At 64.4% G+C, this 24,392-nt stretch carries 18 protein-coding genes; 9 read left to right on the forward strand and 9 right to left on the reverse strand.

Features of this window, described 5'->3' with window-relative positions:
- Positions 1-2 precede the first annotated feature (2 nt).
- Complete coding sequence (locus K3725_RS20865; RefSeq protein ID WP_260018822.1) at positions 3-1,412, reverse strand: efflux transporter outer membrane subunit; 1,410 nt, start codon at positions 1,410-1,412, stop codon at positions 3-5.
- Between the two features lie 309 nt (positions 1,413-1,721).
- On the opposite strand from K3725_RS20865, the gene K3725_RS20870 reads away from it, so the two are divergent.
- The 5 genes from K3725_RS20870 (at position 1,722) to K3725_RS20890 (ending at position 8,961) form a co-directional block, all read left to right on the forward strand.
- Positions 1,722-3,143 carry an aldehyde dehydrogenase family protein gene (locus K3725_RS20870; protein ID WP_260018823.1) on the forward strand — a complete coding sequence of 474 codons (1,422 nt, stop codon included), beginning with the start codon at positions 1,722-1,724 and terminating at the stop codon, positions 3,141-3,143.
- Between the two features lie 256 nt (positions 3,144-3,399).
- Positions 3,400-5,502 (forward strand): hydantoinase/oxoprolinase family protein, encoded by a 2,103-nt coding sequence (locus tag K3725_RS20875; RefSeq protein ID WP_260018824.1) that lies wholly within the window; start codon positions 3,400-3,402, stop codon positions 5,500-5,502.
- Entirely contained in the window at positions 5,499-7,160 is a 1,662-nt protein-coding gene (locus K3725_RS20880; RefSeq protein WP_260018825.1) for a hydantoinase B/oxoprolinase family protein, read from the forward strand. The genes K3725_RS20875 and K3725_RS20880 overlap by 4 nt, the downstream gene beginning before the upstream one ends.
- Positions 7,157-8,224 carry a histidinol-phosphate transaminase gene (locus K3725_RS20885; RefSeq protein ID WP_260018826.1) on the forward strand — a complete coding sequence of 356 codons (1,068 nt, stop codon included), beginning with the start codon at positions 7,157-7,159 and terminating at the stop codon, positions 8,222-8,224. The genes K3725_RS20880 and K3725_RS20885 overlap by 4 nt, the downstream gene beginning before the upstream one ends.
- Positions 8,221-8,961 carry an Asp/Glu racemase gene (locus K3725_RS20890; RefSeq protein WP_260018827.1) on the forward strand — a complete coding sequence of 247 codons (741 nt, stop codon included), beginning with the start codon at positions 8,221-8,223 and terminating at the stop codon, positions 8,959-8,961. Before K3725_RS20885 ends, K3725_RS20890 begins: the two co-directional genes overlap by 4 nt.
- A 71-nt stretch (positions 8,962-9,032) precedes the next feature.
- On the opposite strand, the gene K3725_RS20895 is transcribed toward K3725_RS20890, so the two are convergent.
- Positions 9,033-10,571 (reverse strand): trimethylamine methyltransferase family protein, encoded by a 1,539-nt coding sequence (locus K3725_RS20895; protein ID WP_260018828.1) that lies wholly within the window; start codon positions 10,569-10,571, stop codon positions 9,033-9,035.
- A gap of 29 nt (positions 10,572-10,600) precedes the next feature.
- Positions 10,601-11,953: an MmgE/PrpD family protein gene (locus tag K3725_RS20900; protein WP_260018829.1), complete on the reverse strand. Its 1,353-nt coding sequence runs from the start codon at positions 11,951-11,953 to the stop codon at positions 10,601-10,603.
- A 210-nt stretch (positions 11,954-12,163) separates the two neighbouring features.
- On the opposite strand from K3725_RS20900, the gene K3725_RS20905 reads away from it, so the two are divergent.
- The 3 genes from K3725_RS20905 (at position 12,164) to K3725_RS20915 (ending at position 13,740) form a co-directional block, all read left to right on the forward strand.
- Positions 12,164-13,051, forward strand: coding sequence for a LysR substrate-binding domain-containing protein (locus K3725_RS20905; protein WP_260018830.1), 888 nt, complete (start codon positions 12,164-12,166; stop codon positions 13,049-13,051).
- Between the two features lie 81 nt (positions 13,052-13,132).
- Positions 13,133-13,357 (forward strand): AbrB/MazE/SpoVT family DNA-binding domain-containing protein, encoded by a 225-nt coding sequence (locus tag K3725_RS20910; protein WP_039180158.1) that lies wholly within the window; start codon positions 13,133-13,135, stop codon positions 13,355-13,357.
- On the forward strand, positions 13,354-13,740 hold the full coding sequence (locus tag K3725_RS20915) for a type II toxin-antitoxin system death-on-curing family toxin (RefSeq protein WP_260018831.1): 387 nt from the start codon (positions 13,354-13,356) through the stop codon (positions 13,738-13,740). Before K3725_RS20910 ends, K3725_RS20915 begins: the two co-directional genes overlap by 4 nt.
- 123 nt (positions 13,741-13,863) lie before the next feature.
- Here the strand turns inward: K3725_RS20915 and K3725_RS20920 are convergent, their stop codons facing one another.
- The 6 genes from K3725_RS20920 to K3725_RS20945 all read right to left on the reverse strand — a co-directional run bounded on the left by K3725_RS20920 (position 13,864) and on the right by K3725_RS20945 (position 23,297).
- A complete protein-coding gene (locus K3725_RS20920) occupies positions 13,864-16,281 on the reverse strand; it encodes an FAD-dependent oxidoreductase (protein ID WP_409201605.1) in 2,418 nt (805 codons plus the stop codon).
- A 302-nt stretch (positions 16,282-16,583) separates the two neighbouring features.
- The gene (locus K3725_RS20925) at positions 16,584-17,837 is read right to left on the reverse strand and encodes an aminotransferase class V-fold PLP-dependent enzyme (protein WP_260018832.1); all 1,254 of its coding nucleotides are present in this window, start codon (positions 17,835-17,837) and stop codon (positions 16,584-16,586) included.
- A 118-nt stretch (positions 17,838-17,955) separates the two neighbouring features.
- The gene (locus K3725_RS20930; protein ID WP_260018833.1) at positions 17,956-18,684 is read right to left on the reverse strand and encodes an aspartate/glutamate racemase family protein; all 729 of its coding nucleotides are present in this window, start codon (positions 18,682-18,684) and stop codon (positions 17,956-17,958) included.
- On the reverse strand, positions 18,681-19,946 hold the full coding sequence (locus K3725_RS20935; protein WP_260018834.1) for an FAD-binding oxidoreductase: 1,266 nt from the start codon (positions 19,944-19,946) through the stop codon (positions 18,681-18,683). Before K3725_RS20935 ends, K3725_RS20930 begins: the two co-directional genes overlap by 4 nt.
- Positions 19,943-22,168 (reverse strand): TRAP transporter permease, encoded by a 2,226-nt coding sequence (locus tag K3725_RS20940; RefSeq protein WP_260018835.1) that lies wholly within the window; start codon positions 22,166-22,168, stop codon positions 19,943-19,945. The genes K3725_RS20935 and K3725_RS20940 overlap by 4 nt, the downstream gene beginning before the upstream one ends.
- A 118-nt stretch (positions 22,169-22,286) precedes the next feature.
- Positions 22,287-23,297 carry a TAXI family TRAP transporter solute-binding subunit gene (locus tag K3725_RS20945; protein ID WP_260018836.1) on the reverse strand — a complete coding sequence of 337 codons (1,011 nt, stop codon included), beginning with the start codon at positions 23,295-23,297 and terminating at the stop codon, positions 22,287-22,289.
- 153 nt (positions 23,298-23,450) lie between these two features.
- Between K3725_RS20945 and K3725_RS20950 the strand changes: the two genes are divergently transcribed.
- Entirely contained in the window at positions 23,451-24,374 is a 924-nt protein-coding gene (locus K3725_RS20950; protein WP_260018837.1) for a LysR family transcriptional regulator, read from the forward strand.
- Positions 24,375-24,392: the final 18 nt, after the last annotated feature.

Raw genomic sequence — 24,392 nt, forward strand, 5'->3', positions numbered from 1 at the left:
GCCTATTCTGAAGGTTTCACCGCCACGACAGCGCTGCCCGGATCCTGGTGCGGCGCCCATCCCTTGCCCAGCGAAATCTGCAGGCTGGCCCAGGCCAGCGCCAGATCGCGCCGTGCGGCGATCAGGGCCAGTTCGTTGTCTCGCAGCGCTTCTTCGGTGTTCAGCAGGTCGAACAGGGTGATTTCGCTGGCCCTGAAGGTTTCACGCGCAAGATCGGCAACCTTGGTTCCCAGATTGACGGCGCGGGCCTGGGCGGCGGTGCGTTCGCGGGCGGCGCGCAGGCTGCTTTGCTGCGACTGGACCTCTTCCACCGCGGCCCTGACCGCGGCGCGGTAGTCGTATTCGGTCGCCTTGGCCTCGGCGATGGCGCTTTTGTGGAAGGCGCGCAGCACCGGGCGGTTGAACAGCGGCAGGTTCAGCACCGGGCCGATCTGGTAGAGAGCGCCGGTGCCGCGGGTGGCGCGCACCGAGCCGGAGATCTCCAGCGAGGGATAAAGCTCCGCTTCGGTGACACCGATATCGGCGGCGGCGCTGCGCAGCTGGGCTTCGGCCAGCAGCACATCGGGGCGGTTGCGCAGCAGGGTTGCAGGCACGCCCAGTTCCGGCTGGCTGGCGGGGTATGGCTGGCCATAGCTGCCCTGCATCATCGCAAAGATCTCTGCCGCGTCGCGGTCGAGCAGGGTTGCCAGGGCAAAGACAGAGGATTCGTAGCTGGCAATGAAGCCGGGCAGGTCCGCCTTGGCGCTGGCAACCTGAAGCTTGGTGCGCTCCACATCCAGCGCCAGCAGGGCGCGGGCCGCCTGCAGTTCTTCCACTGTTGCCAGGATCTGCTGGCGCAGCTGGATCGTCTGGCGGGTCACGGCGGCGCCGCGCTGGAAGAACCGCGCCTCAATGTAGGTGCGGGTGATGGCTTCGATCAGCGCCAGCCGGGTGGTGGCCATCCGGTAGAACTCCGCGTCGCGGTCTGCCACCGCCCTTTCGGAGCGGCGCTGGAATTCGCCGAAGAGGTCAAAGACATAGGTTGCGCCGACCTCTGCCGTGTCGGTGCTGGTGGTGCCGTTCTGGGATTCGCGGCGCGCAAAGACGGAGCTGCCGTCCAGATCGCCGTTGACTTGCTGCGGCCGGCCGGTGCCGCGGCGCAAGGCCTCTGCCGAGATCAGGCGTTCCTTGGCGGCCTTGAGCCCCAGGTTCTGCTGCAGTCCCGCGGTGATCAGCCGGTTCAGGGTGGCATCGTTCAGACCCCGCCACCATGTTTCCGAGGCGCCCTTGGCGGTGGCATAGCTGCGCGACTGGTAATAGCTGGCCGGCACCGCGAAATCCGGGCGGTGGTAATCAATGCCGACAACAGTGCAGCCGCACAGAAAAGTGCCTGCTAGCAGCACGGAACGGGCTGTCCAACGGGGTTTGCTCATGGTTTGCCTCAGGGCGCCCTTTTTCGCGGGCTTTCAGGCAGGATAGCCATGGCGGGCGTGGTCCGCGAAGCGGTTCCGGCGCTGAGCAGCGTCTTTCCCGGTTACTGATGCGCCTATCCCACAGCTGTGCTTTGTCGGAAAATGACCTGCCGGCTGGCGGTTTTGGCCTTTCCTGCACTGAAAAAGGCGGGCAGGCTGCCGGACCAGACCCGCCCTTCCCAACCAGTGGCAGCGGCAGGTGCTTCAAAATGCGCTGCGCCCTTGCCCCAACCTCAGCCGCCCCGGCGGTGCAACAGTGAGACCAGCCTGATGGACCTGCAAAAATTCTATATCGGCGGCGCCTGGGTGACGCCGCATTCGGCCCGCGAGTTTCCGGTGCTGAACCCGGCCACGGAGGCGCAGATCGGGACCATCATCCTCGGCGACGAGACGGATGTGAACGCCGCGGTGGCGGCGGCCAAGGCGGCGTTTGAGAGTTTTTCGCAAACGTCGCGCGATGAGCGGATTGCGCTGCTGGAGCGGTTGCTGGAAATCAGCAGGGAGCGGCGCGAGGAGCTGGCGCAGGCGTTGTCTGCCGAGATGGGAGCGCCGGTTTCGATGGCGCGGGACGCCCAGGCCGATTCGGGGATCGGGCATCTGGAGGGTATTCTGGCGGCGCTGAAGACCCAGGAACTGCGCGAGACACTGCCCAATGGCGATATCCTGGTGCGCGAGCCGATCGGCGTCTGCGGCCTCATCACACCCTGGAACTGGCCGGTGAACCAGATCGCGCTCAAGGTGCTGCCGGCGCTGGCGACAGGCTGCACCTGCGTGCTGAAACCGTCGGAGCACACGCCAATGTCTGCCGCGGTTTATGCACAGATGATCCATGATGCGGGATATCCTGCGGGGGTGTTCAACCTGATCCATGGCGACGGGCCAACGGTGGGGGCGGGTCTGTCGCGCCATCCTGACGTAGATATGATGTCCTTCACCGGTTCGACCCGGGCCGGCATCGCGGTGTCCAAGGATGCAGCCGACACGGTGAAGCGGGTGACGCTGGAACTGGGCGGCAAGTCTCCGAACCTGGTGTTTGCGGATGCGGATCTTGAGGAGAAGGTCACCGCATCGGTGCTCGAGTGCATGTATAACACCGGCCAGAGCTGCGACGCGCCGACCCGGATGCTGGTGGAGAAAAGCTGCTACGATCAGGTGCTGGAGATTGCCCGGGCTGCCGCCGAGGGGCAGGCTATAGGCGATCCGAGCCAGGAGGGCGATCACATCGGCCCGATGTTCGACCGCATCCAGTACGACCGGGTGCAGGAGATGATCCAGAAGGGCATCGGTGAAGGGGCGACCCTGCTGGCAGGCGGTCTGGGCCGGCCCGAGGGGCTGGACAAGGGTTGGTATGTGCGCCCCACCGTCTTTGCCGATGTGACCAACGATATGGCGATTGCGCAGCAGGAAATCTTTGGCCCGGTGCTGGTGATCATCCCGTTCGAGGATGAGGAGGACGCTATCCGTATCGCCAATGACACGCCTTATGGGCTGGCGGCCTATCTCCAGACCGGCAATCCGGAGCGGGCCGAGCGGGTTGCCGCCCGGCTGCGGGCGGGGGCGGTGCATATCAACGGCGGCGGCTTCAACTACGGCTCACCCTTTGGCGGTTACAAGCAGTCCGGCAACGGCCGCGAAGGCGGCATGCTGGGGCTGGAGGATTATCAGGAAGTCAAAACCCTGCATTTTGGCTGAGTTCCCCTTCCTCCTGGCAGGGTGATGCCGGGAGGGATGCCGCTTGCGGCCTGCCGGATGCCGTTATCTGGCTTTTATCATGTCGCAATCCGCCAAGCGTGCCGTCTGGCGGCGGCTCAGGATGGAGACATGACAAAGAGCTTCATTCCAAAACGCATGGACCGCCGCGCAACCGGGTGCAACCTGGCCGCTGCCTGAGTTCCGTTGCCCTTCGCGGGTTTTGACGGTTTCTCAACGGCGGACATTGGAATGACACATGACAGCATCACAGGCGCTGCGCCTTGCCATTGATATTGGCGGCACATTCACCGACACCGTTCTGGTGGCGGGCGAAGACAGAATTCTGGCCTCGACCAAGACCCTGACCACGCATCGGAACCCGGGCATTGGCGCGATGGAGGGCGCCGCGCGGGTGATGGGTCAGGCAGGGCGGTCTTTGGCGGAGGTGACGGGGTTTATCCATGGCACCACTCTGGCAACCAATGCGCTGATTGAGCGGCGCGGGGCGCGGGTGGCGACGGTCACCACCGAGGGGTTCCGGGATATTCTCGAGATCGCTTATGAGCGGCGCTATTCGCAGTATGACATCAACCTGGAGAAACCCGATCTGCTGGTGCCGCGGGAGCGGTCGCTGACCATCCGCGAACGGATGTCGGCGGATGGTTCAGTGCTGATTCCGATGGAGGACAGCGCAGTTGAGGCGCTGATTGCGGAGCTGGATGCCAGCGGGGCGGAGGCGGTGGCGGTCTGCCTGATGCATGCCTATGCCAACCCGGAGCATGAGCGGCGGCTGCGTGATATTCTGGCGGCGCGGCGGCCCGGGCTGACGGTTTCGATCTCCTCGGAGGTCAGCCCCGAGGCGCGGGAGTTCGACCGGCTCTGCACCACGGTTGCCAATGCCTATATCCAGCCGCTGATGGAGACTTATCTGGCGCAGTTTGCCGGGCGGTTCGCGGCGGAAGGGGTCAAATGCCCGATCCTGATGATGACCGCGGGCGGCGGCATGTGCACTATTCAGACCGCGGCGCGGTTTCCGGTCCGGCTGGTGGAATCGGGCCCGGCGGGCGGCGCCATTCTGGCAGCGCGAATTGCGGCGCAGGCGGGGCTGGAGAAGGTGCTGTCCTTTGATGTGGGCGGCACCACTGCCAAGCTGTGCCTGATTGACAATGCCCGCCCGCAGACCTCCCGCCAGTTCGAGATCGCCCGCGCGGCGCGCTTCATCAAGGGGTCGGGGATGCCGGTGCGCATTCCGGTGATCGAGATGATCGAGATCGGGGCCGGGGGCGGCTCAATCGCCGGGGTGGACCGGCTGGGGCGGCTGACCGTGGGGCCGAAATCAGCCGGGTCGGAACCGGGGCCGGTGGCCTTCGGGCGGGGCGGCACGGAGCCGACGGTGACCGACAGCGATATCGCGCTGGGTTATATCCTGCCGGAAACCTTTGCCGAGGGGCATATCCGGATTGACCCGGCAGCGTCGAAAGAGGCGCTGAGCCGGGTCATCGGTGCGCAGCTGGAGCTGGACGGGACTGGCGCCGCGGACGGGGTCAGCCGGATCGTCGATGAAAGCATGGCCAGCGCCGCCCGGATGCATGCGGTGGAGTCGGGCAAGGATCTGGGATCGCGGACCATGATCGCCTTTGGCGGCAACGGGCCGCTGCATGCGACCCGGGTGGCGCGCTCAGCGGGTGTTGCGCGCATCGTGGTGCCGCCGAATCCGGGGGTGGGGTCTGCTGTGGGTTTTCTGTTTGCGCCGGTGTCGTTCGAGATCGTGCGCTCTCGATATACGCTGCTGGAGGATATCGATCTGGACGCCATCAACACGCTGTTTGCCCAGATGACCGGCGAGGCGCAATCGGTGGTAGCGCAGGGCGCGGGGGATGCACCGGCAGAGGTCCAGCGCACCGCCTTCATGCGCTACAGCGGGCAGGGTCATGAGATAGAGATTGCTTTGCCGGCGCGCGATCTGTCAGCGGCGGACTTGGGTCAGCTGACGGCAGCGTTTGAGGCGGAATACGCCCGGCAGTTCTCCCGCCCCGTGCCGGGGATGAAGATCGAGATCCTGAACTGGGCGGTACGGGTGGCAACCCCGGATGCGAAAGCGCCGCCGGTGCCGGCGATGCCGGAGCTGCGGACCATCAACCCGGCTGCGCACCGGCCCATCATCTGCGATGTGGATGGCCGCGAGAAACAAGCGGCATTTGTGCCACGGGCCAGCCTGAGACCCGGCGACCGTATCTTGGGCCCGGCGCTGATCACTGAACCGCAGACCACCACGCTGGTCTCGGCGGACTTCTCTGCCCATGCGGATGCCATCGGCAACCTTGTCCTGATCCAGGACCAGAAAGGAGGGGCGCAATGACCGCCTTGTCACAGAAGCTCTCGCCTGCCCGCCTGCAAGTGATGTGGAACCGGCTTCTGGCGGTGGTCGAGGAGCAGGGCCAGACCCTGATCCGCGCGGCCTTCTCGCCCATCGTGCGCGAATGCGGCGATATCTCTGCCGGGATTTTCGACGCACAGGGGCGGATGCTGGCCCAGGCGGTGACCGGCACGCCGGGCCATATCAACACCATGGCCGAAGCGGTGATGCATTTGCGCGCGCGCTTCCCGGCGGAGACCATGAAGCCCGGCGATATCTACATGACCAATGACCCCTGGCTCGCCTCGGGGCATCTGAACGATTTCCTCCTGATGATGCCGGTGTTCAAGGGGGGCAGGGTTGTGGGATACACCTCCTGCACCTCGCATCTTGTGGATCTGGGCGGGCTGGGCATGGGGCCGGAGGGGTCCGACATCTATGATGAGGGGCTCTTGATCCCGCCCTGCAAGCTGGTGGAGGAGGGCGAGCCCAATGCGCTGCTGCTGGATATTGTCCGCGCAAACAGCCGCGAGCCGATTGCCAATGAGGGCGACATCTATGCGCTGATTGCCTGCTGCGAGGCGGGGGCGGCGCGGCTGATGGGGATGATGGAGGAGTTCGGCCTGAGTGATCTGGAAGCGCTGGGAGCCTACATCATCGAAACCTCCCGCCGCGGCACTTTGCAGGCCATCGCCGAGGTGCCGGAGGGCGTCTACCGCAATGTCCTGAAAGTGGACGGCTACGAGAAGGAGCTGGAGCTGCACGCGACGCTGACAGTCCGCAAGGACGGCATGCATGTGGATTTCACCGGCACCTCGGGCTGTTCCAGCAAGGGCATCAACGTGCCGCTGAACTATGCCGCGGCCTATACCGTCTTTGCCCTTCGCTGCATCGTCGGGCCGGATATCCCCAACAATGCGGGGTCGCTGGCGCCTTTCACCGTGGATGGCCCCAAGGGCTGCATCCTGAATGCGCAGCGCCCGGTGCCAGTGGCGATGCGGCACACGCTGGGGCAGGTGACGCCGGATCTGGTGCTGGGCTGCCTGCATCAAGCGCTGCCGGACCGGGTGCCTGCCGAGGGTGCCAGCTGCATGTTCGACCTGCCGATGCGCCACGCGCCGGAGGTGGCCCGCGACGGCGGCCGGGAATTTGCCATCGAACCGGTCCACAACGGCGGCACTGGGGCGCGGCCCCATGCGGACGGGTTGTCGGCGACCGCCTATCCCTCGGGTGTTTACGGCAGCCAGGTGGAGATCACCGAGGCCGTGGCCCCGGTGATCATGTGGCGGCGGGAGCTGCGGCCCGACAGCGGCGGGGCCGGCAGGTTCCGCGGCGGGCTGGGGCAGCGGATCGAAATGACCTCTGCCAATGGTGCGCCCTTTATCGTGTTCCTGTCGGTGGAGCGGCTGAAGTTCCCGGCCTTGGGGCGCATGGGCGGCTTGTCCGGCGCGCCGGGGCGCATCCGGTTCCGCGATGGGTCGCAGGACATTCCGGGCAAGGGCGAGCTGCGGGTGGAGGCAGGCGATTATCTGATCTTTGAAACTCCGGGCGGCGGCGGTTTTGGCGATCCCTTGGAGCGCGACCCGGAGGCGCTGGCATTGGATGTGCGGCGCGGTCTGGTGACTGAGGAAGGCGCGCGCGCCTATGGGGACGGCAGATGATCCGCGCGGTGCCGCATGTTGCGGCCATGGCCCCTTATGCGCTGGCGGATCTGGGCGGGGCGGGGACAGTCTCGCTTGTGCAGAATGAAAGCGCCTTTCCACCCAGCCCGGCAGCACTTGCGGCGGGCCGGGCGGTGCTGGAGCAGATGCCGCTCTATCCGGACCCGGAATGGCCGGACCTGCGCGCGGCAGCGGCACAGGTGCAGGGGCTGGACCCGGCCAAGATCCTGTGCGGGGCCGGGTCGATGGAGCTGATCAGCTGCCTGATCCGTGCCTTTTCCGGGCCGGGTGATCACGTGCTGGGGACAGACTATGGCTATGCCTTTGCGGCGTCGGCCGCGGCACAGGTAAAAGCGGGCTACGTCAAGGCGCGCGAGCGGGAGCTGACTGTCTCGGTGGATGATATTCTGACCGCGGTGACGCCGGAAACCCGCATCGTCTTTGTCTGCAACCCGGGCAACCCCACGGGCACGCTGATCCCCAACAGCGAAATTCTGCGATTGCGCGAGGGGCTGCCGGAAAATGTTCTGCTGGTGGCGGATCAGGCCTATGCGGAGTTTGCCGATGCGGACAACGATCCGGGGGATACCTTCGCGCTGGCAGAGCGCGGCGATACGGTGGTGCTGCGGACGCTTTCCAAGGCCTACGGGCTGGCGGGGGCGCGGGCCGGCTGGGGGTATTTCCCGACGGCGATTGCCGGCGAAGTGCGCAAGCTGCTCAATCCCAACAATATATCAATCCCATCGCAGGCCATGGCGGCGGCGGCCATGCGCGATCAGGCGCATATGCGGGATGTGGTGGCCAAGACTGCCGTGCTCCGGGACGGTTTTGCCGACGGCTGCCGGGCATTGGGGCTGGAGGTGCCGCAGAGCCATACCAACTTTGTGCTGATTCGCTTTGCCTCCGCCAGCCAGGCGCAGGCGGCGGACCGGGCGCTGCGGGCAGAGAACCTGCTGATGCGGGGTATGGGCGGGTATGGGCTGGGCGATTGCCTGCGCGCCACCATTTGCAGCCGGGACGTGATGGACCACGCGCTGGATGTGCTGAAGGGAGTGTTGGCATGACCTATGAAACCCGGACCCGTGCCAGGGTCGGCGTGCTGGTGCCCTTTACCAACACCAACCTTGAGGCCGACATGATGCTGATGCGCTGCCCCGGCACCACGGTGCATTTCCAGCGCCTGGGCGGCTATGACGTGGAGGAGATCCCCGGCGCCGGTCAGATGGCGGGGCTGGGGGCGTCGGATATCAGCCATGACCTGAGGATGATTGCGGGGGTGCGGCCTGATGTTGTGCTCTATGGCTGCACCTCCGCGACGCTGACGCACGGGCCGGCGTTCGACATGGATCTGGCGGCGCGGATCAAGTCGGGCTCCCGCGCCCTTTCCCTGACCGCTGCCGGTTCACTGGTGGAGGGCATCCAAACGCTGGGAGCGGTGAAGATCGGATTTTCGTCGCCCTATCTTGGCGAGATCAACACCCAGGCGGTGGCGTTTCTGGCCGCCAACGGGATAGAAACCGTCAGATGCGCGGATGTGGGCCGCGAGCTGGGCAACTACGGCCAGGGGGAGCTGACACCGGACGAGGTGTTCGATCTGGCCTGCCAGGCGGACCACCCGGAGGCGCAGGCCATCGTGCTGAGCTGCACCGACATGCGCGCAGTGGAGGCGGTGGAGCGGATCGAGGCGCATCTGGGCAAGCCGGTTGTCACCTCGAACCAGGCGATGATGTTTTGCCTGATGCGGGCGCTTGGCCTGCCGCGGCATGGCGGGCTGCCGGGACGGCTGTTTGACCGGCTCTAAACAGGCGTCTGTTTCATCTTTGCAAAAATACTCCGGGGAGCGCGAGGGGCCGGCCCCTCGCACCCGTCCTATCAAGGCTCGCCGGAGCCGATTTCTTCTTTACGCCTGGCCACATAGGCGTCCAGTTCCTCGCGGATTGCCGGATCCATCGCCGGTTGCTCATAATCGCGCAGCGCCTGCTGCCAGAGGCCGGTCGCGCGGCTCAGCGCGTCCCTCGCACCTGCTGCTTCCCAGTTCTCGTAGTTTTGCCAGTCCGACAGCAGCGGGTGGTAAAACGCGGTCTCATAACGTGCCATCGTGTGTTGGGCGCCAAAGAAATGGCCGCCGGTGGGAACTGACTGGATGGCGTCAAAGCCCAGCTCATCGGTGTCGAATTTCATCGGCTTCAGGAACTCGATCATGTTCTGGATGATCTCCACATCCAGGATGAATTTCTCGTAGGACGCGGTCAGCCCGCCCTCCAGCCACCCGGCCGCGTGGTAGACGGTATTGGCGCCGCCCAGCACCGCGCCCCAGGTCGCCATCATGGTCTCATACGCCGCCTGCAGGTCCACCGCGTTGGAGGCATTGGCGTTGGAGGTCCGGTAGGGGATGCCATAGCGCCGCGCCAGCTGGCCGCCGGCGATGTTGGCCTTGGCGTTTTCCGGCGTGCCAAAGGCCGGCGCGCCGCTGCGCATGTCGACGTTGGAGGTGAAGGAGCCGTACATCACCGGAGTGCCGGGGTTCACAAGCTGGGTCAGCACCACGCCGAACAGCGCCTCGGCGTTCTGCTGGGCGAGGGCGGCGGGCAAAGTCACCGGTGTCATCGCCCCCATCAGGGTAAAGGGCGTCACCGTGACCGGCTGGCCGTATTCCGCCATCGCGATCAGCCCGTCGCCCATAGCATCGTCAAACAGCCGCGGCGAGTTGACCGAGATGATCGTGATGACGCCCGGGTCATCTTTCATTTCTTCCGGCGTCTGGCCGCGGGAGATTGCCATCATGTTTATCCCGTCCAGCGCCCGGCCGCGGCCAATAGCGGTGCAGTGGAAGCTGAGGTCGGCATAAGTGATGTTGGCGAGGTAGGTATCCAGATGCCGGTTGTTGGCGGGCAGTTCCAGCGGCGCGGTGACCTGGTTGCCGATCAGGTGGATGGCGTTGAAGTAATGCGCCAGTTTGATGAAGTTCTCGTAGTCGGTCAGGTTGCCGGAGCGCCGTCCATTGATGCAGTCATGCACGTTGGGCGGGCCGGCCACCAGGCCGAAGGTCACGTTATTGCCGCCCAGGGTAATCCGCTTGTCCCGGTTGCGGCCGGTCAGGGTGAACTCCGGCGGCACCGTCTTCAGCGCCTCTGTGATGATGCTTTCGTCGATGCGGATGGTTTTGGTATCGCGGTCGACGATGGCGCCCGCCGCCTCGAAAATGCCCATCACGTTTTCGCCCATCACCCGGATGCCGGCCTCGGACAGGATCCGCATCGAGGTGGCGTGCAGCTGGTTCATCTGCTCGGGGTTCAAGAGCTCAAACGCCGGATAGGTGTTTTTGACCTGTTGCCAGGGGAGCTGGTCGATACTGCCGCCGGAACGGGAGGATTTTCCGCGGCGTCCGCCGCCGCGTCTGTCGCGTGCCATGTGTCTGTCTTTCTGGTCAGGTTGGTGGCTTAGTTTTCGGGCGCGTCATAGATGAGACGGCCAAGATCGGAGAATTTGCTGCCTTCATTGGTGAAACCCAGCACCGCTTCACGGATGGCGCCGGCGCGGGTCTCGCCCAGCGAAGGCGTGGCGAATTCCATGAACTTCCGCACGATATCGTCCTGCGAGAACGGCGCCTCGGGGCCGCCGCGGGCGTGAACGTCTCCGGTTTCGAACACGCGCCCGTCGGTCAGCGTCACCACCACATCGGCCACCCGGCAGGCCGGGAAGCGGGCGGAGTGGCGCGCGGCCTCTGCCACGGTGATGCGTTTGTGGATCGAGGCCACCAGCGGATCGGCAAGGGCGGAGCCGGAGATGTGCTCGACCCCGATCCGCCCGTATGCGGCCTGAATGGCAACTGCAAAGCCCAGTGAATACTGCGCCTGGCTGGTGGTGGAGGGGAGGCCCGGATAAAGGCAGGCGCTTTCGTGGAAAGTATTGATGTGGATCCTGGCGATCTGTTCATGGTTCAGGCTGTTCTCCAGCATCACCTGCCGCACGGCGTCGATCGGCGCATGGGCCCAGCGGCAGATCGGATAGGGCTTCACATACTGGTGCTCCATCTGCCAGAAGCTGCCGAGGTCTTCCCAGTGCGGGACCACCCTGTCTTCCTCGATGGTGATAGCGGGCGCGCCGGTGAAGCCCTTTTCCGCCAGCACAGCCGCCGACATGCCGGCCATCGCGCCCCAGCCGGAGCCGTCGTGCAGCATCGTGGGGTTGGCGATTTCGCGCATCATCTGGCTGCGGGGGCCGTGGAATTCGGCGATCCCCAGCGCCTGGCGCAGCTGATCCCGGCTGAGGCCGCGCATCCGGGCCGCAATTGCCGCCACGCCGAGCGCGTTCCAGGCGCCGGAGGTGTGGTAATCACTGACGGTTGCATGCAGCGACAGCGCCGCGCGGCCTGCCAGCTCATACCCGAGCGTGGTGATCACCAGCGCCTCAGGCCCGGAGAAATCCGGTACCGTTTCCGCCAAGGCCGCAATCGCCGGGATCACGACAACACCGATATGGCCCTTGGTCGGGTAATAGCCGTCGTGGCCGTCCAGATTATCGGTGGCGGTGGCTGCGGCATATGCGGCGCCGGCGACGCTGACCTTGCGGCCATCGAACATCATCCGCGCAGTCAGACCGTCTTCGCCGCAGCCATAAAGCGCGACCGCGGTTTCGCGGGCGATGCGCCCGGCTTCCATCGGGGTGGCGCCGATGGTGATGCCCAGCGTGTCCAGGAACATCAGCGCCGCAGCCTTGCGGGTGGTTTCCGGCAGATCACCGGAGGAAAGGCCAAATGTGAAATCGGCGGCGCGGTCAAACGTGGCTGTCATGTCAGGCGGTCCATATGGGGGCTTTGGCCAAAGCCTAGGGGCAGCCGCCGCAGGTGACCCGCAAATAAACCGGGGTCATAGGGCCGTTTTATTTCGTGAAATGCGCGCCAGGCGTCGCTTTCTGACCCTCCCAGGGCGTGATCCCTTTGGAATTGCAGCTCAATCCATTGCATGGGAACATGGCCCTGAAACCGCCAGCGGACCCGTTTGATGAAGAATCTGCCCCACCTGACATTCCTGCGCTCTTTTGAGGCGGCCGCGCGCTATCTTAGCTTTACCTCGGCAGCGGATGAGCTGAACTGCACCCAATCGGCGGTGTCAAACCACGTGCGCAGCCTGGAGGAGTTCATCGGCCGGCCGCTGTTCGTGCGCCATCCGCGGTCGCTGTCGCTGACCGATGTGGGCGAGGCCTATCTGCCTTCGGTCCGCCACGCCCTGCAGGAGATTGATTCCGCCACCCAGCTGTTGATCTCGCAAAGCCACAAGCGGGAGGTTGTGATCTCCTGCCCGGTCAGCCTGGCGGAGCGCTGGCTCTTGAAGGTGATCGAGGGGTTTTCAGCGGCGCATCCGGATATCGACCTGACCATCCACAGCACGATCTGGGTCGATGTGGAGACCAACGTCTCGGACATTTCGATCACCATCAACCACGTGGATGATGTGATGGGGCCGGCGGTCAAGCTGTGGGACGAAAAGCTGGCGCTGGTCTGTGCGCCCGGTTTCCAGGTTGCGGGCGAGGCCCTGACCCGGCCGGAACAGCTGGTGCAGGCGAAACTGATCCACATTCTGGGGCGGCCGGTCTACTGGGAGAAGATCGCCAAGCACTACGGGCTTACCGGCATTGAGCTGAAGGGGGGCTTGCAGACCAATTCCTCCAACATGGGGCTGGAATTTGCCGCCAATGGAATGGGCTGCGCGGTTCTGCCCAAATCACTGATCCGGTCCCATGTGGCAGACGGGCGGCTGGTGGAGCCGTTTGATTTCGACCTCGATTGCCCCTGGACCTATTTCGCCACCTTCAAGGACAAGGCGGCGACGCCTTCGGTCAAGCACTTCAAGAGCTGGCTGCTGAAGGCGGCAGCGGAGATGGAACTGTAGGCCATCAGGGCTGCCTGCAGGCAGGATTGAATTCTGGCAGCCCTTCGCGTATATACGGTTATATATACATGAGGACTGCCAATGATTGAGACCAAGATCAGGAAAGTCGGAAACTCCGCCGTCATCACCCTGACGACGGAGATGCTGACGATGCTGGACGCCAAGGAAGGCGACACATTGTTTGTGGTGCGCGGCGATGACGGCAGCCTGCGCGTGATGGCGCATGATCCCACGGTGGCGGAGGCGCTGGCCGCAGCTGAGATTGTGATGGACGAGAACCGCGATCTGCTTCAGGCGCTGGCGTGAGCACATACATCTGGGTGCCGCTGGCAGCGGTGACAATCTTTCACGACCGGCAAATCTCGCGCCATGGCGGTGCAGCGGGGATGCGCGACAAGGCTCTGCTGGAGATGGGCTGCGCCCGGGCGATGAACCTGGCGGCCTATTCCGATGCAGGCGTGGCGGAGGTTGCGGCGGCCTATGCTTTCGGCATCGCCAAGGCCCATGCCTTTGTCGATGGCAACAAGCGCACGGCCTTTGTGACCGCCGTGACCTTTCTGCGGCTCAATGGCTACCAGTTCCGCCCGGACCCGGTGGAGGGCGTGCGGATGATGGAGGACCTGGCCACGGGGGGCGTGGATGAGGCCGCATTTGCGGCATGGCTCACGGCGGGGATGGCGCCAATCTAAACTTGCGCCTTACCTAGAAGCATCACGGTGAGCGTTCGCCCGGGCGGGAACGGAACACGCCCGCCGTGGGGCGGGCGGACGCATGCCCGCCGCTGACGCGACGGGCCAACTGCTCATTCCTGATCAGGCCCGCAGCCGCGCGCCTGCGGGGTCAAAGGCGGCGGCTTCCAGGATGCGTGCCTTGTGCGGCTTGCCGAGGATAAAGACCTCAACCTCATCTCCTGGCTTGGCAACGGCCGGGTTGGCGTACCCCAGCGCCAGCGATTTGCCGACCGAGTATCCATAAGCGCCTGAGGTGACACGGCCCACCGGTTTGCCGTCCGGAGTAAAGACCGGCTCGCCGCCCGAGGCGTCGGCATCGTTCACCGCGTCGATTTCGAAGGCCGAGAGCATTTCGCGCGGGGCGTTGTCCTTGACCTTCAGATAGGCGTCCTTGTTGAGGAAGTCCTTGTCCAGCTTGATGAGACCGGCCAGGCCAACCTCCTGCGGCCAGTATTCCTGGCTGTATTCGCGGCCCCAGGAGCCGTAGCCCTTTTCGATCCGCAAGCTCCCCAGCGCGCGGCCGCCGACCGGGCCGCCATCGAACTCTGCCGCTGCGGCCAGCAAAGCGGAGTACAGCTTGACCTGGTCGTCCTCGGCGCAGTGCAGTTCCCAGCCCAGATCGCCGGTGAAGGAGACGCGGATTGCCAGGCATTCCACACCCGCCACGTCGATGGTGCGGGAGCGCATGAAGCGGAAGGCTTCGTTCGACAGATCCGCATTGGTCAGCCGCTGCAGCATGTCGCGCGACTTGGGACCGGCCACGTTGAAGCCCGCAATGCGGTTGGTGGCGACCTCGAAGGTGGTGCCTTCGGGCAGCTCAACCATGTTGAAGAAGCGCTGGTGATAGCGTTCGGCCATGCCGGAGCCGACCATCATGTATTCGTCGTCCGCAACTTTGGTGATGGTGAAGTCGCCGGCCACGCCGCCGCGGACCGAAATCAGCGGGGTGAGGCAGGAACGGCCAATCTCCGTGGGCACCTTGTTAGCGACCAGCTTGTCGAGCCACTCAAACGCGCCCGGGCCTTTGATCACGTAGTTGGCGAAGTTCGAGATGTCGATCACGCCCACGTTTTCGCGCAGCATGTTCACTTCGCGGCCCACCGGCTCCCACCAGTTCTGGCGGGTGAAGCTGTTGGTGTCGGCGGTGCCAGGCGTGCCGGAGAACCACAGGGGGTGCTCCCAGCCGCAGTTGAGGCCGAATACGCAACCCATTTCCTTTTGCATCTCATAGGCAGGGCGCACCCGGGCCGGGCGGCCGGCGCTGCGTTCCTCGTTCGGGAAGTGGATGGCGAAGCGGTGGGCGTACTGATCCTGGACGCGGGCCTTGGTGAATTTCTTGTCGGCCCAGTCGCCAAAGCGCGCCAGATCCCAGGCGAACATGTCGTACTGCGGCTCGCCCTCGATCATCCACTGCGCCGCCAGCAGGCCCAGGCCGCCGGATTGCGAGAAGCCGGGGATGATGCCGGTGCAGCAGAAGTAGTTTTTCAGCTCCGGCACCGGGCCCCAGATGGCGTTGGAATCCGGCGACCAGATCATCGGGCCGTTGATCACCCGCTTGACGCCGGCGGTTTCGGCGCAGGGAACACGCTCGGTGGCGCGGATCACGTTTTCCATGATCCGGTCCAGATCGTCGGGAAACAGTTCGTGGGCAAAGTCCAGCGGGGTGCCCTCTTCGGCCCAGAAGCGCATGTCCTTTTCATAGGCGCCGATCAGGAAGCCGTTGCCTTCCTGGCGGAAATAGTATTCGCCGTCGCGGTCGGCGATCGAGGGCAGGCGGCGGCCCAGATTGGCGACCTCGTCAATGCTTTCAGTGACGAAATACTGGTGCTCGGTTGGCTGCAAGGGCAGGGTGAGGCCCGCCATCGCGGCGACTTCGCGGCCCCAGAGGCCGCCTGCGTTCACCACCCATTGGGTATGAATGTCGCCCTTTTCGGTCTTCACGATCCAGCTGCCGTCGGGCTGCTGTTCGGTGCCGATCACCGGGCAGAAGCGTTCGATCTGGGCGCCCATGGCGCGGGCGCCGGCGGCATAGGCCATGGTCACGCCCGAGGGGTCGACGTTGCCGCCGTCGGGTTCGAACATGATGCAGCGGATGTCGTCGAACTGCGCCAGCGGGTGCAGTTCCTTGGCCTGCTCGCGGCTGACCTCGTGGAAGTTCAGGCCGTAGTATTTCGCCTTGGCCTCCTGCAGGCGCAGCTGATGCTCGCGCTCTTCGGTCTTGGCAAGGTACAGGGATCCCGGTTGGAAAACGCCGCAGCCCTGGCCGGTTTCCTTCTCCAGCTCCTTGTACAAGTTCATCGTGTAGTGCTGGATGCGGGTCACGTTGTTGTTGTCGTGCAGCCCGTGGATGTTGGCCGCCGCATGCCAGGTGGAGCCAGCGGTCAGTTCATCGCGTTCCAGCAGAACCACGTCTTTCCAGCCGAGTTTCGCCAGGTGGTAGAGGATCGAGCAGCCGACCAGCCCGCCGCCGATGACAACTGCCTGTGCATGGGTTTTCATGCGTCATGTTCCCTTGCCTGCGTGCCTGAAACAGCGCGCCCTGCAGGCCGGGGCGGGCCGCCAAATCCTTCCGGGCGACCCTAGCGGCGGCGGGGCTGGATGACCCGTGAAGAATTCAGACCCAATGGCCCCGGATTTGTTGGGTCATCGGAGGGCGGCTGGGACGCTCTTCTGTCAAATGCACTGCCTGGCCGATAGGCCGGGCAGTGCCCGACCCGCCGCCCACGGGGCGGGCGCTTCGCTTCCACCCCGCCGGGCCGGTCGCTGCCCTCAGCATAAACTTGCTGCCGGATTGAGAGACGTCAGCCCGTGATCTCTTTCATTACGCCCAGAAACTTCGCCACTTCGCCCACGCTGTTGTAGTGGCACATGGACACGCGCACGCAAGCCTCCATGCCAAGCGGGGCCAGGATGTTGCCGGAATAGTGGTCCGCCTTGCGCAGATGGGTGCGGATGCCCTGGTCATTCAGTCGTTCGACCACTTCCACTGACGGCACGCCGTCAACGGTCAGCGAGACCAGCCCCTCGCGTGCCGGGTTGTCCGGACCGCCCAGGATGGTGACGCCTTCCATCTCTGCCAGGCCCGGCAGATTGCCGGTGCCGCGGATCATCGCGTCGGTCAGTGTTTTTTCATGGGCATGGATTGCCTCGCCCGCGGCCACGATTTTCGCGCGCCGGTCGGTGGCATCGCTCACCTCGCCGCCAAGCCATTCGAGGTAATCAGCCACATCCGACAGCGTCGCATAGCTGCCGGTGTCGCGGGTGCCCATTTCCCAGTTGTCCGCAGGCCCGTCAATCAGCGCGTTATGCGGCAGGGCGGTCAGCCGGTCCGAGATCCAGGCGAGGCCATAGCCATGGCGCGAGAACATCTTGTAGGGCGAAATCACATAGCCATCCACGCCATAGGCGGTCAGATCAATGCGCCCGTGGGCGGCGTGCTGGATGCCGTCAACGATAATGAAGCAGTCCGGCGCGGTTTCGCGGATAGCAGCGGCGCAGGCGGCCACATCCACGCCCATTCCGGTGACAGGAGAAGTGTGCACGATGGTTGCCACAACCGTGTCCGGTGTGACCGCTTGGGCATAGGCCTCAGCGGCGATGGTGCCGCTGGCGTCGTCATGCGGGATCAGCACATGGGTCTGCCGCGCCACCCCGGCCCAGCGGGCACAGGCGGAGCGCGTCGCCGGGTGTTCCAGGGTTGAGCCCAGCACGGTGCCGCCCTCTGCAGTGCCGAGGCAGGCGTTCATGATCAGGCGGAACAGCAGCTCTGTGCCGCTTTCGCCCGCGAAAAACTGGCCGCCGGGCGCGTTCATCATCACCCGCATGTCGTCCTTGGCCTTGCTGATCACCCGCACCAGTTCCTGGCTGCCGGGGTTGTCGCGGCCCTGGTTGTCGGGAACCGCGGCATAGCGGGCCGAGGTCTCCACCACCGAATTGAGCGTCAGCGCGCCGCCTGCGTTTTCAAAGAAGATACGGGCGCCTTGTTCGGGGCAGTTGTCCACCTGGGCAAAACGGGCGCGGATCTGGTCCAGCAGGGCGTCGGAGATATGGGGCATGGCACATCCAGCAGCAAAGGTTTGTTCTGCGCCACAGTAGGGGGATTGCCCTGCCGAGAGATACAAAAATATCCGGGGCTGAGGGCTGGAATTCTCTGTGCCTGCCCTCAGCGTATTTTCAGGTGATGAACCCTCGGAAAGGGGCGCGCAGTACTGCCCGGTGCACCATCTCAGACAGCGTGATGATGTCGAAGACGGGCCGGTTCAGCGCCGCTTGCAGGGCGCGGGCATAGGGCGGCAGGTCGGTGCATTCCAGCACGATCGGGCCGATCTCCGGATTGCGCGCGATCATGCCACGGGCGGCGGCCAGCAGTTCGGCCTCAACCTTGGCCAGATCCATTGCGGTGCGTTCATTGCGCAGGATCACGGCAGAGAATTCTTCTGCGTCATCCAGACCTTGCACAACAACGGGCGTGTTTTCTGCACCGACGCCGCGCAGATGCGCCTCTGTCAGGCTGGCGGCAGAGGCGGTGATCACCCCGACGGTGCGGCCGGTCATCTGATGCGCCAGCGGCACCTGGATCAGCGAGGAGACAAACACCGGCACATTCACCGCGGCTGCAATCTCCTTCTGGAAAATCGCCAGGAACCCGCAGGAGCCGGTAATGGCCCGAACGCCCTTGGCCTCCAGCCGCCGGGCGGCCTCGATCAGCCGGTCCTTCATTTCGCCGGTCGGGTTGGCCAGCAGTTTCGGCACGGTGATCCCGTCCAGCATTTCATACAGCGTGGTGAAGGGCAGGCTGGAAGGGTTCTTGATATGGCCGGGCGGCTTGGGGAAGTAGCTTTCCAGCGCCAGCACGCCGATGGAGACGCCGCAGATATTCTGGCCGCCGGGGTGGATGGTCATGCCTTGATCCTTTCGTAGCGCCGTGTGCGGAACGGCGACAGGTCTTCGTTCACGGCTGTTCCGCTGACGACATCCGCCACCAGCCGCCCGGTTTTCGGGGCCATCATCAGCCCGTAATGGCTGTGGCCGAAGGCCGCGATCAGGTCCGGGAAGCCTTCAACCTCGCCAATGCAGGGCAGGCTGTCGGGCAGGCTGGGGCGCTGGCCGGACCAGGTTTCCATGTCATCGGCGCTGAGGTCCGGCAGCAGCGCCTTGGCAAGCTCCGCCAGCCCGTCCAGCCGTTTCCGGTTCAGGGGCTGGTCGAGGCCTGCAAACTCGGCGGTGCCGGCCACCCGCAGCCCTTCCTCCATCGAGGAGGCCACGAATTTCATGTCCATATCCATGATCGAGTTGTTCAGCGCGACGCCAGGGTTCTGAAACGACACGTGGTAACCGCGTTCGGATTCCATCGGGATTTTGATCCCCAGCGGCTTCAGCAGCTCACCGGACCAGACGCCCATCGCCAGCACCAGCTTGGGTGTCCAGTCCTGGCCCGCATCGGTGGTATATATCCAGCCGCCGGTCCCGGACGGCAGGATGCCCCGCACGGCCCTGGTCTGAAGCTCGCCGCCCATGGATTGAAATTTCTCTGCCAGCACCGCGCCGATCCGGCCGGGAGAAAGCGCCCGGGCCTGGCCCTTGATCAGGATTGCAGCCTGAAACTCCGTCGTCAGCGCCGGCTCAAGGTCCCGCAGCTCGGCGGCACCGATCCGCTCCATGTCAGCGCCCTGAGCCGCCCGCAGCCGGTTGCCGAGACTGTTCAGATCAGCCTCTTCCGGGTTGCGCGAGGCATGGACGTAATAGCTGTCCTTGACGAGAGATTCGTGGCCGGTGCCCGCCAGATGCAGCCGGAACCCTTCGACGCAGTTGCGGCAGAGGAAGCCCATGGCGTCAGAAATCCGGTGAACCCGCTCCTCGCGCCCTTCAGCCAGAAACCGCAGGCCCCAAGGGGCGACCCTGGGCAGGTAGCCGGGCTTGACCGTGACAGGCCCCAGCGGATCCAGCAGCCAGCCGGGCACTTTCCTCCACAGGCCCGGCATCGACTGCGGCACCACCGACCAGGGGGAGATGATGCCGGCATTGCCATATGAAGTTGCCTGGCCCGGCGCATCCCGGTCGATGAGCCGGACCTTGAGGCCCCGCTCAGCCAGCGAGAGGGCCGAGCAGATGCCGACGATCCCGGCCCCCAGGACCGTCACATCGGGGGGGGCTGATGTGCTCATGGCACCGCCTTTGCCTGCAGTTTGCGCTGCTGGCCCAGCTGCTGGATCAGCACCGGTGCCATCACAACCAGCGCAGCGAGGTCAGAGCCGCCGGAGGGCGCCACCAGCAGCAGGCCTCCGATCGCCATCAAGAGCCGCCAAATGCCGCTGAGCGGTGCCAGGAAGTAGGCCGAGACAGCGGTGGCGATGGCAAAGACCCCAAGCGCGCAGGTGCCTGTCACCTGGATGAACCCGGTCCAGGTAAAGTATTCCGGCAGCACGATCAGCATTACCGGCGCATAGACAAACACCATCGGCACCATCAGCTTGCCCAGACCCAGGGTGAAGGCATTAAGCCCGGTGCGGAACGGGTTGGAGCCGGCAATCCCTGCCGCGGCATAGGCCGAGGCGCAAACCGGCGGGGTGATCTCGGAAATCACACCGTAGTAGAGCACGAACATATGGGTTGCGAGCGGCGGCACACCCAGCTGGCTGAGGGCAGGCGTCGCAACAGCAACCAGCATGATATAAAGCGCCGTGGTCGGCAGGCCGGCCCCCATCAGGATGCAGGCCATGGCGATCAGCACCAGTGAAATGAACTGCTGGATCGACGGCTGGCTGAAGGTCTCAATCGAGGTCCACTCCAGCAGCGGCGCAATGGCTGCCGCCATGTCCGCGGCGCCGCCGGTGACCATGAAACCGAGGCGGAAGCCGACGCCGGTGGTGTTGATCACACCCACCACGATGCCCACTGCGGCAGAGGCCGCGCCGACTGCCAGCGCGTATTGCACGCCGACGTGGAAGCTGTCGAACAGGTCGCGGAAGTTCTGCCGCTCGTTCCGGTGCAGGCAGCCGATTATGGTGAGCGCCGCCAGCATCCCGGCCATCACCGGAGTATACCCCTCGCCGGAGTAGGGCGAGGCCTTCCACAAGATGAAGCCGAGCAGGGCAAAGGGGATCAGCAGTGTCGCGGGTTTGTCAAAGGCGCAGAAGCCGACAACGATACACAGGCTGAGACCGACAAAGGCGGCCATATTCGGCGAGTATCCGGAGAAAAGCACCAGCAGAAGCGCGATCAGCGGAATGATTGTGTACCAGCCGTCTTTCCAGACCTGCAGGAACTTGGGCAACTGCTCATTGGGATAGGCGGTCAGCCCCAGTTTCTTGGCGGTGAAATGCACGATCGAGATTACCCCGATATAATGCATCAGCGCCGGCACAATCGCGGCAATCACGATGGTTGTGTAAGGCACCTCCAGATACTCGGCCATCAGGAAGGACGCGGCCCCCATGATCGGCGGGGTGATCTGCCCGCCAGCGGACGCCGCAGCCTCAACCCCGCCTGCGAAATGGCCGGGGTAGCCCATCTTTTTCATGTTGGGGATGGTGAGCGATCCGGTGGACACCGTGTTGGCAATCGAAGATCCGGAAATGGTCCCGAAGAAGGCCGAGGAGACAACAGACACCTTGGCCGGGCCGCCGGTATAGCGGCCTGCCATGATCATCGCATTGTCGACAAAGAACTGCCCCAGCCCCATCCGCTGCGCCACCACACCGAACAGCACAAAGTGGAACACCACGGTGGACACCACCCACAGTGTGACGCCGAATATGCCTTCGGACGGGAAGTACATGTTGTTGACGAACTGCTGCCAGTTGACGCCCGGATGCTTGAGGATTTGCGCGGGCATATAGGGGCCGAACAGCGCATAGATCATGAACACCAGGATGATCAGCGGCAGCACAAATCCGATGGTGCGGCGCGCGATCTCCAGCACCGTCAGGATCAGCACCGAGCCGAAGAACACATCCAGGCTGGAGGGATTGCCCTGCCGCAACGCCTGTTCGGCGATGTCGAAACCGAACATGTCAAAGCCGCGCCAGCTGACCCAGAGGAACAGCGCCGCCGCCATGCTGAGCCCGGTCAGCGCCCAGTCATAAAGCGGCACATTGCCGGGGCGCAGCGGATTGGGTCCGCGCCACTCCAGGCTGCGGGATGATTTGATCAGCGGAAAGCCCACAAAGATGAACAGGAACAGGCCCGCCAGGTGAATACCCATATGCACATGGTCCACCGGGGTGCCGAAACCGGCCGTCCACAGATGATAAAGGGCAAAGACAATGCTGGCCCAGTAGATGACGCCAGTCAGCCTGGGTCCGTTGTCGCGCGTGTTCAGAGCGGAGTCATACTGCTTCTCCAGCTCCTCTAGCGCCTTATTGTCGAGATGGGTGTCCATGGACATCGGGGTCTCCTGTCCGGGGGCCGTGCCGGCGCGCGCCGTTCACCCGCATTGCAGGCAGGGGCGCCGGTAAACAAAAACGGCAGCAAGGCGCACCCTGCTGCCGCAGTTCAGGGGAGGTTTACTTGAGCATGCCGATTTCGCGGTAGAAGCGTTCAGCCCCCGGGTGCAGCGGCACACCGATGCCCTCAACGCCGTCCAGCGCGGTTTCCAGGGTGATTGCCTTGCCCTTGGGGTGGCCGTTGTCCAGCAGCTTGCGGGCGGTATCGGACCACATCGCCTTGGTGATCTGATAGATCAGCTCTTCGTCCATGTTGGCATTTGTGACCAGCATGCCGGAGACCGCCACGGTGTTCACGTCATAGCCCACCCCCGGGTAGGTGCCCGCGGGAATGGTCGAGGGGATGTAGTAGGGCACCGTGGTATTGGCCATCTTGACCTCTTCCGCTGACCAGTTGTGCAGTTCCATGCCCTTGGTGTTGTCAAGCTGGATCATCGCCGCGACAGGCGTGCCTGCAGCATAGAAATAGGCGTCCAGCTGGCCGTCGGCGATACGCTCGGCGGACTGGGCGTTGTTCAGCTCCGCCTCGTCGATGTTGTCGCGGTTGACGCCGTGGTCATTCAGGATCAGCTCCACCGCGATCTGGGTGCCGGACCCCGCCTGGGCGATGCCGACGCGCTTGCCCTTCAGATCGGCAAGCCCGCCCAGCGAATGCCCCTTGGGCAGCACCAGGTGCAGGTCTTCCGGGAACAGGTTGGCAATCACCCGCAGGTCGGGCTTGGCATTGCCTTCAAACTTGCCCTTGCCGTGATAGGCGAAATGCAGGGTGGCGGCACCCGACAGGCCGGCTTCCATCTGGCCGGCCTGGATGGCATTCACGTTGTGCGCGGAGGCGTTGGTCGACTGCGCCATCGCCACCAGGCCGGGCACGCCGCAGTTGCCGCCCTCGTCACAGGCACGCGAGCCGGGCGGGTTGGAAATGGCGTTGGCGATGATGCCGCCAATCGGGAAATAGGTGCCGCCCGCACCGCCGGTGCCGATGCGGAAAAACGTCATGTCCTGCGCCGCTGCGGCGCAGGTCAGCATGGTGCAGGCCAATGCGGCCCCGGTCAGTTTCTTGAAAAAACCCATAGCATCCTCCCTGGAGTGTTGGCCGCGTCTCTTTCCGCGCAGCATCCAACTATGATCTTTGCATCATGGGTAAGCTAAGTCATAAATTCAAATTTAAAATTATACTGTATGTATAGATCATTTTTATGAAACCTTCACGCTAGGAGGCAGGCCATGAACTCTCACCAGCTTGCGGTATTCCGCGAAGTCATGAAAAGCGGCTCCGTCAGCCAGGCGGCCCGCAACCTGCACCGGACCCAGCCGGCCGTCAGCGCTGCCATCAAGACGCTTGAGGAAGAGCTTGGCCTGACCCTGTTTCTGCGCGAAGGCCGCCGTCTGGTACCGGTGCCGGAGGCGCAGTACCTGATGGAGGAAGCAACCGAGATCCTGTCGCGGATGGAGACCGCCCAGCAGAATCTGGCAAACATGCGCGACCGGGTGCAGGGCTCGATCCGGATCGTGGCGATGCCGGGGCCGTCGACCTTTCTGCTGCCGGATTTCATCAGCCGCTTCGTGGCAGGCAAGCCTGAGCTGCGGGTGACGCTGGCGACGCGCTCTTCACCGCAGGTGCGCAGCCTGGTGGCAGCCGGCAGTTTCGATGTCGGTTTCTGCGACATGACCCGGTTCCGCAGCGACCGCAAGCTGTATACGGCAGAGGAGCTGCCCAGCAACTGTCTCTGCGCGGTACCCGCGAGCCATCCGCTGGCCGGCCGCGCGGTGATCACCGCCACGGATCTGACCGGGCAGCCGATGGGGGCGCTGCAGCCGGACCACAACACCTATCAGGCCACATCGCAGGCCTTTCTGGCTGCCGGCGCCGAATTCAACCTGCGTTATGATGCGCAGTATTTCCTGCCGCTGTTCCACTTCATCGCCGCCGGGCAGGCCTGTGCCGTTGTCGACGTGCTGAGCGCCGAAAGCTACCGGCGCAGCAACGCAGGAGAGGAGCGGATCCGGTTTCTGCCGTTCGAGCCTGCGATTCCCTTTGGCTATTCGATCCTCACCCCCAGCGAGCGTCCGCTGTCGCAGCTCGCCGCCAGTTTCGCCGAAGCCTGGCGGGGATACGTGGCAGATATGCTGACGCCGGAACCTGATTAGATGCTGTTTTAAAACGTA

This window comes from Leisingera sp. S132 (assembly GCF_025144465.1).
GTDB lineage: Bacteria > Pseudomonadota > Alphaproteobacteria > Rhodobacterales > Rhodobacteraceae > Leisingera.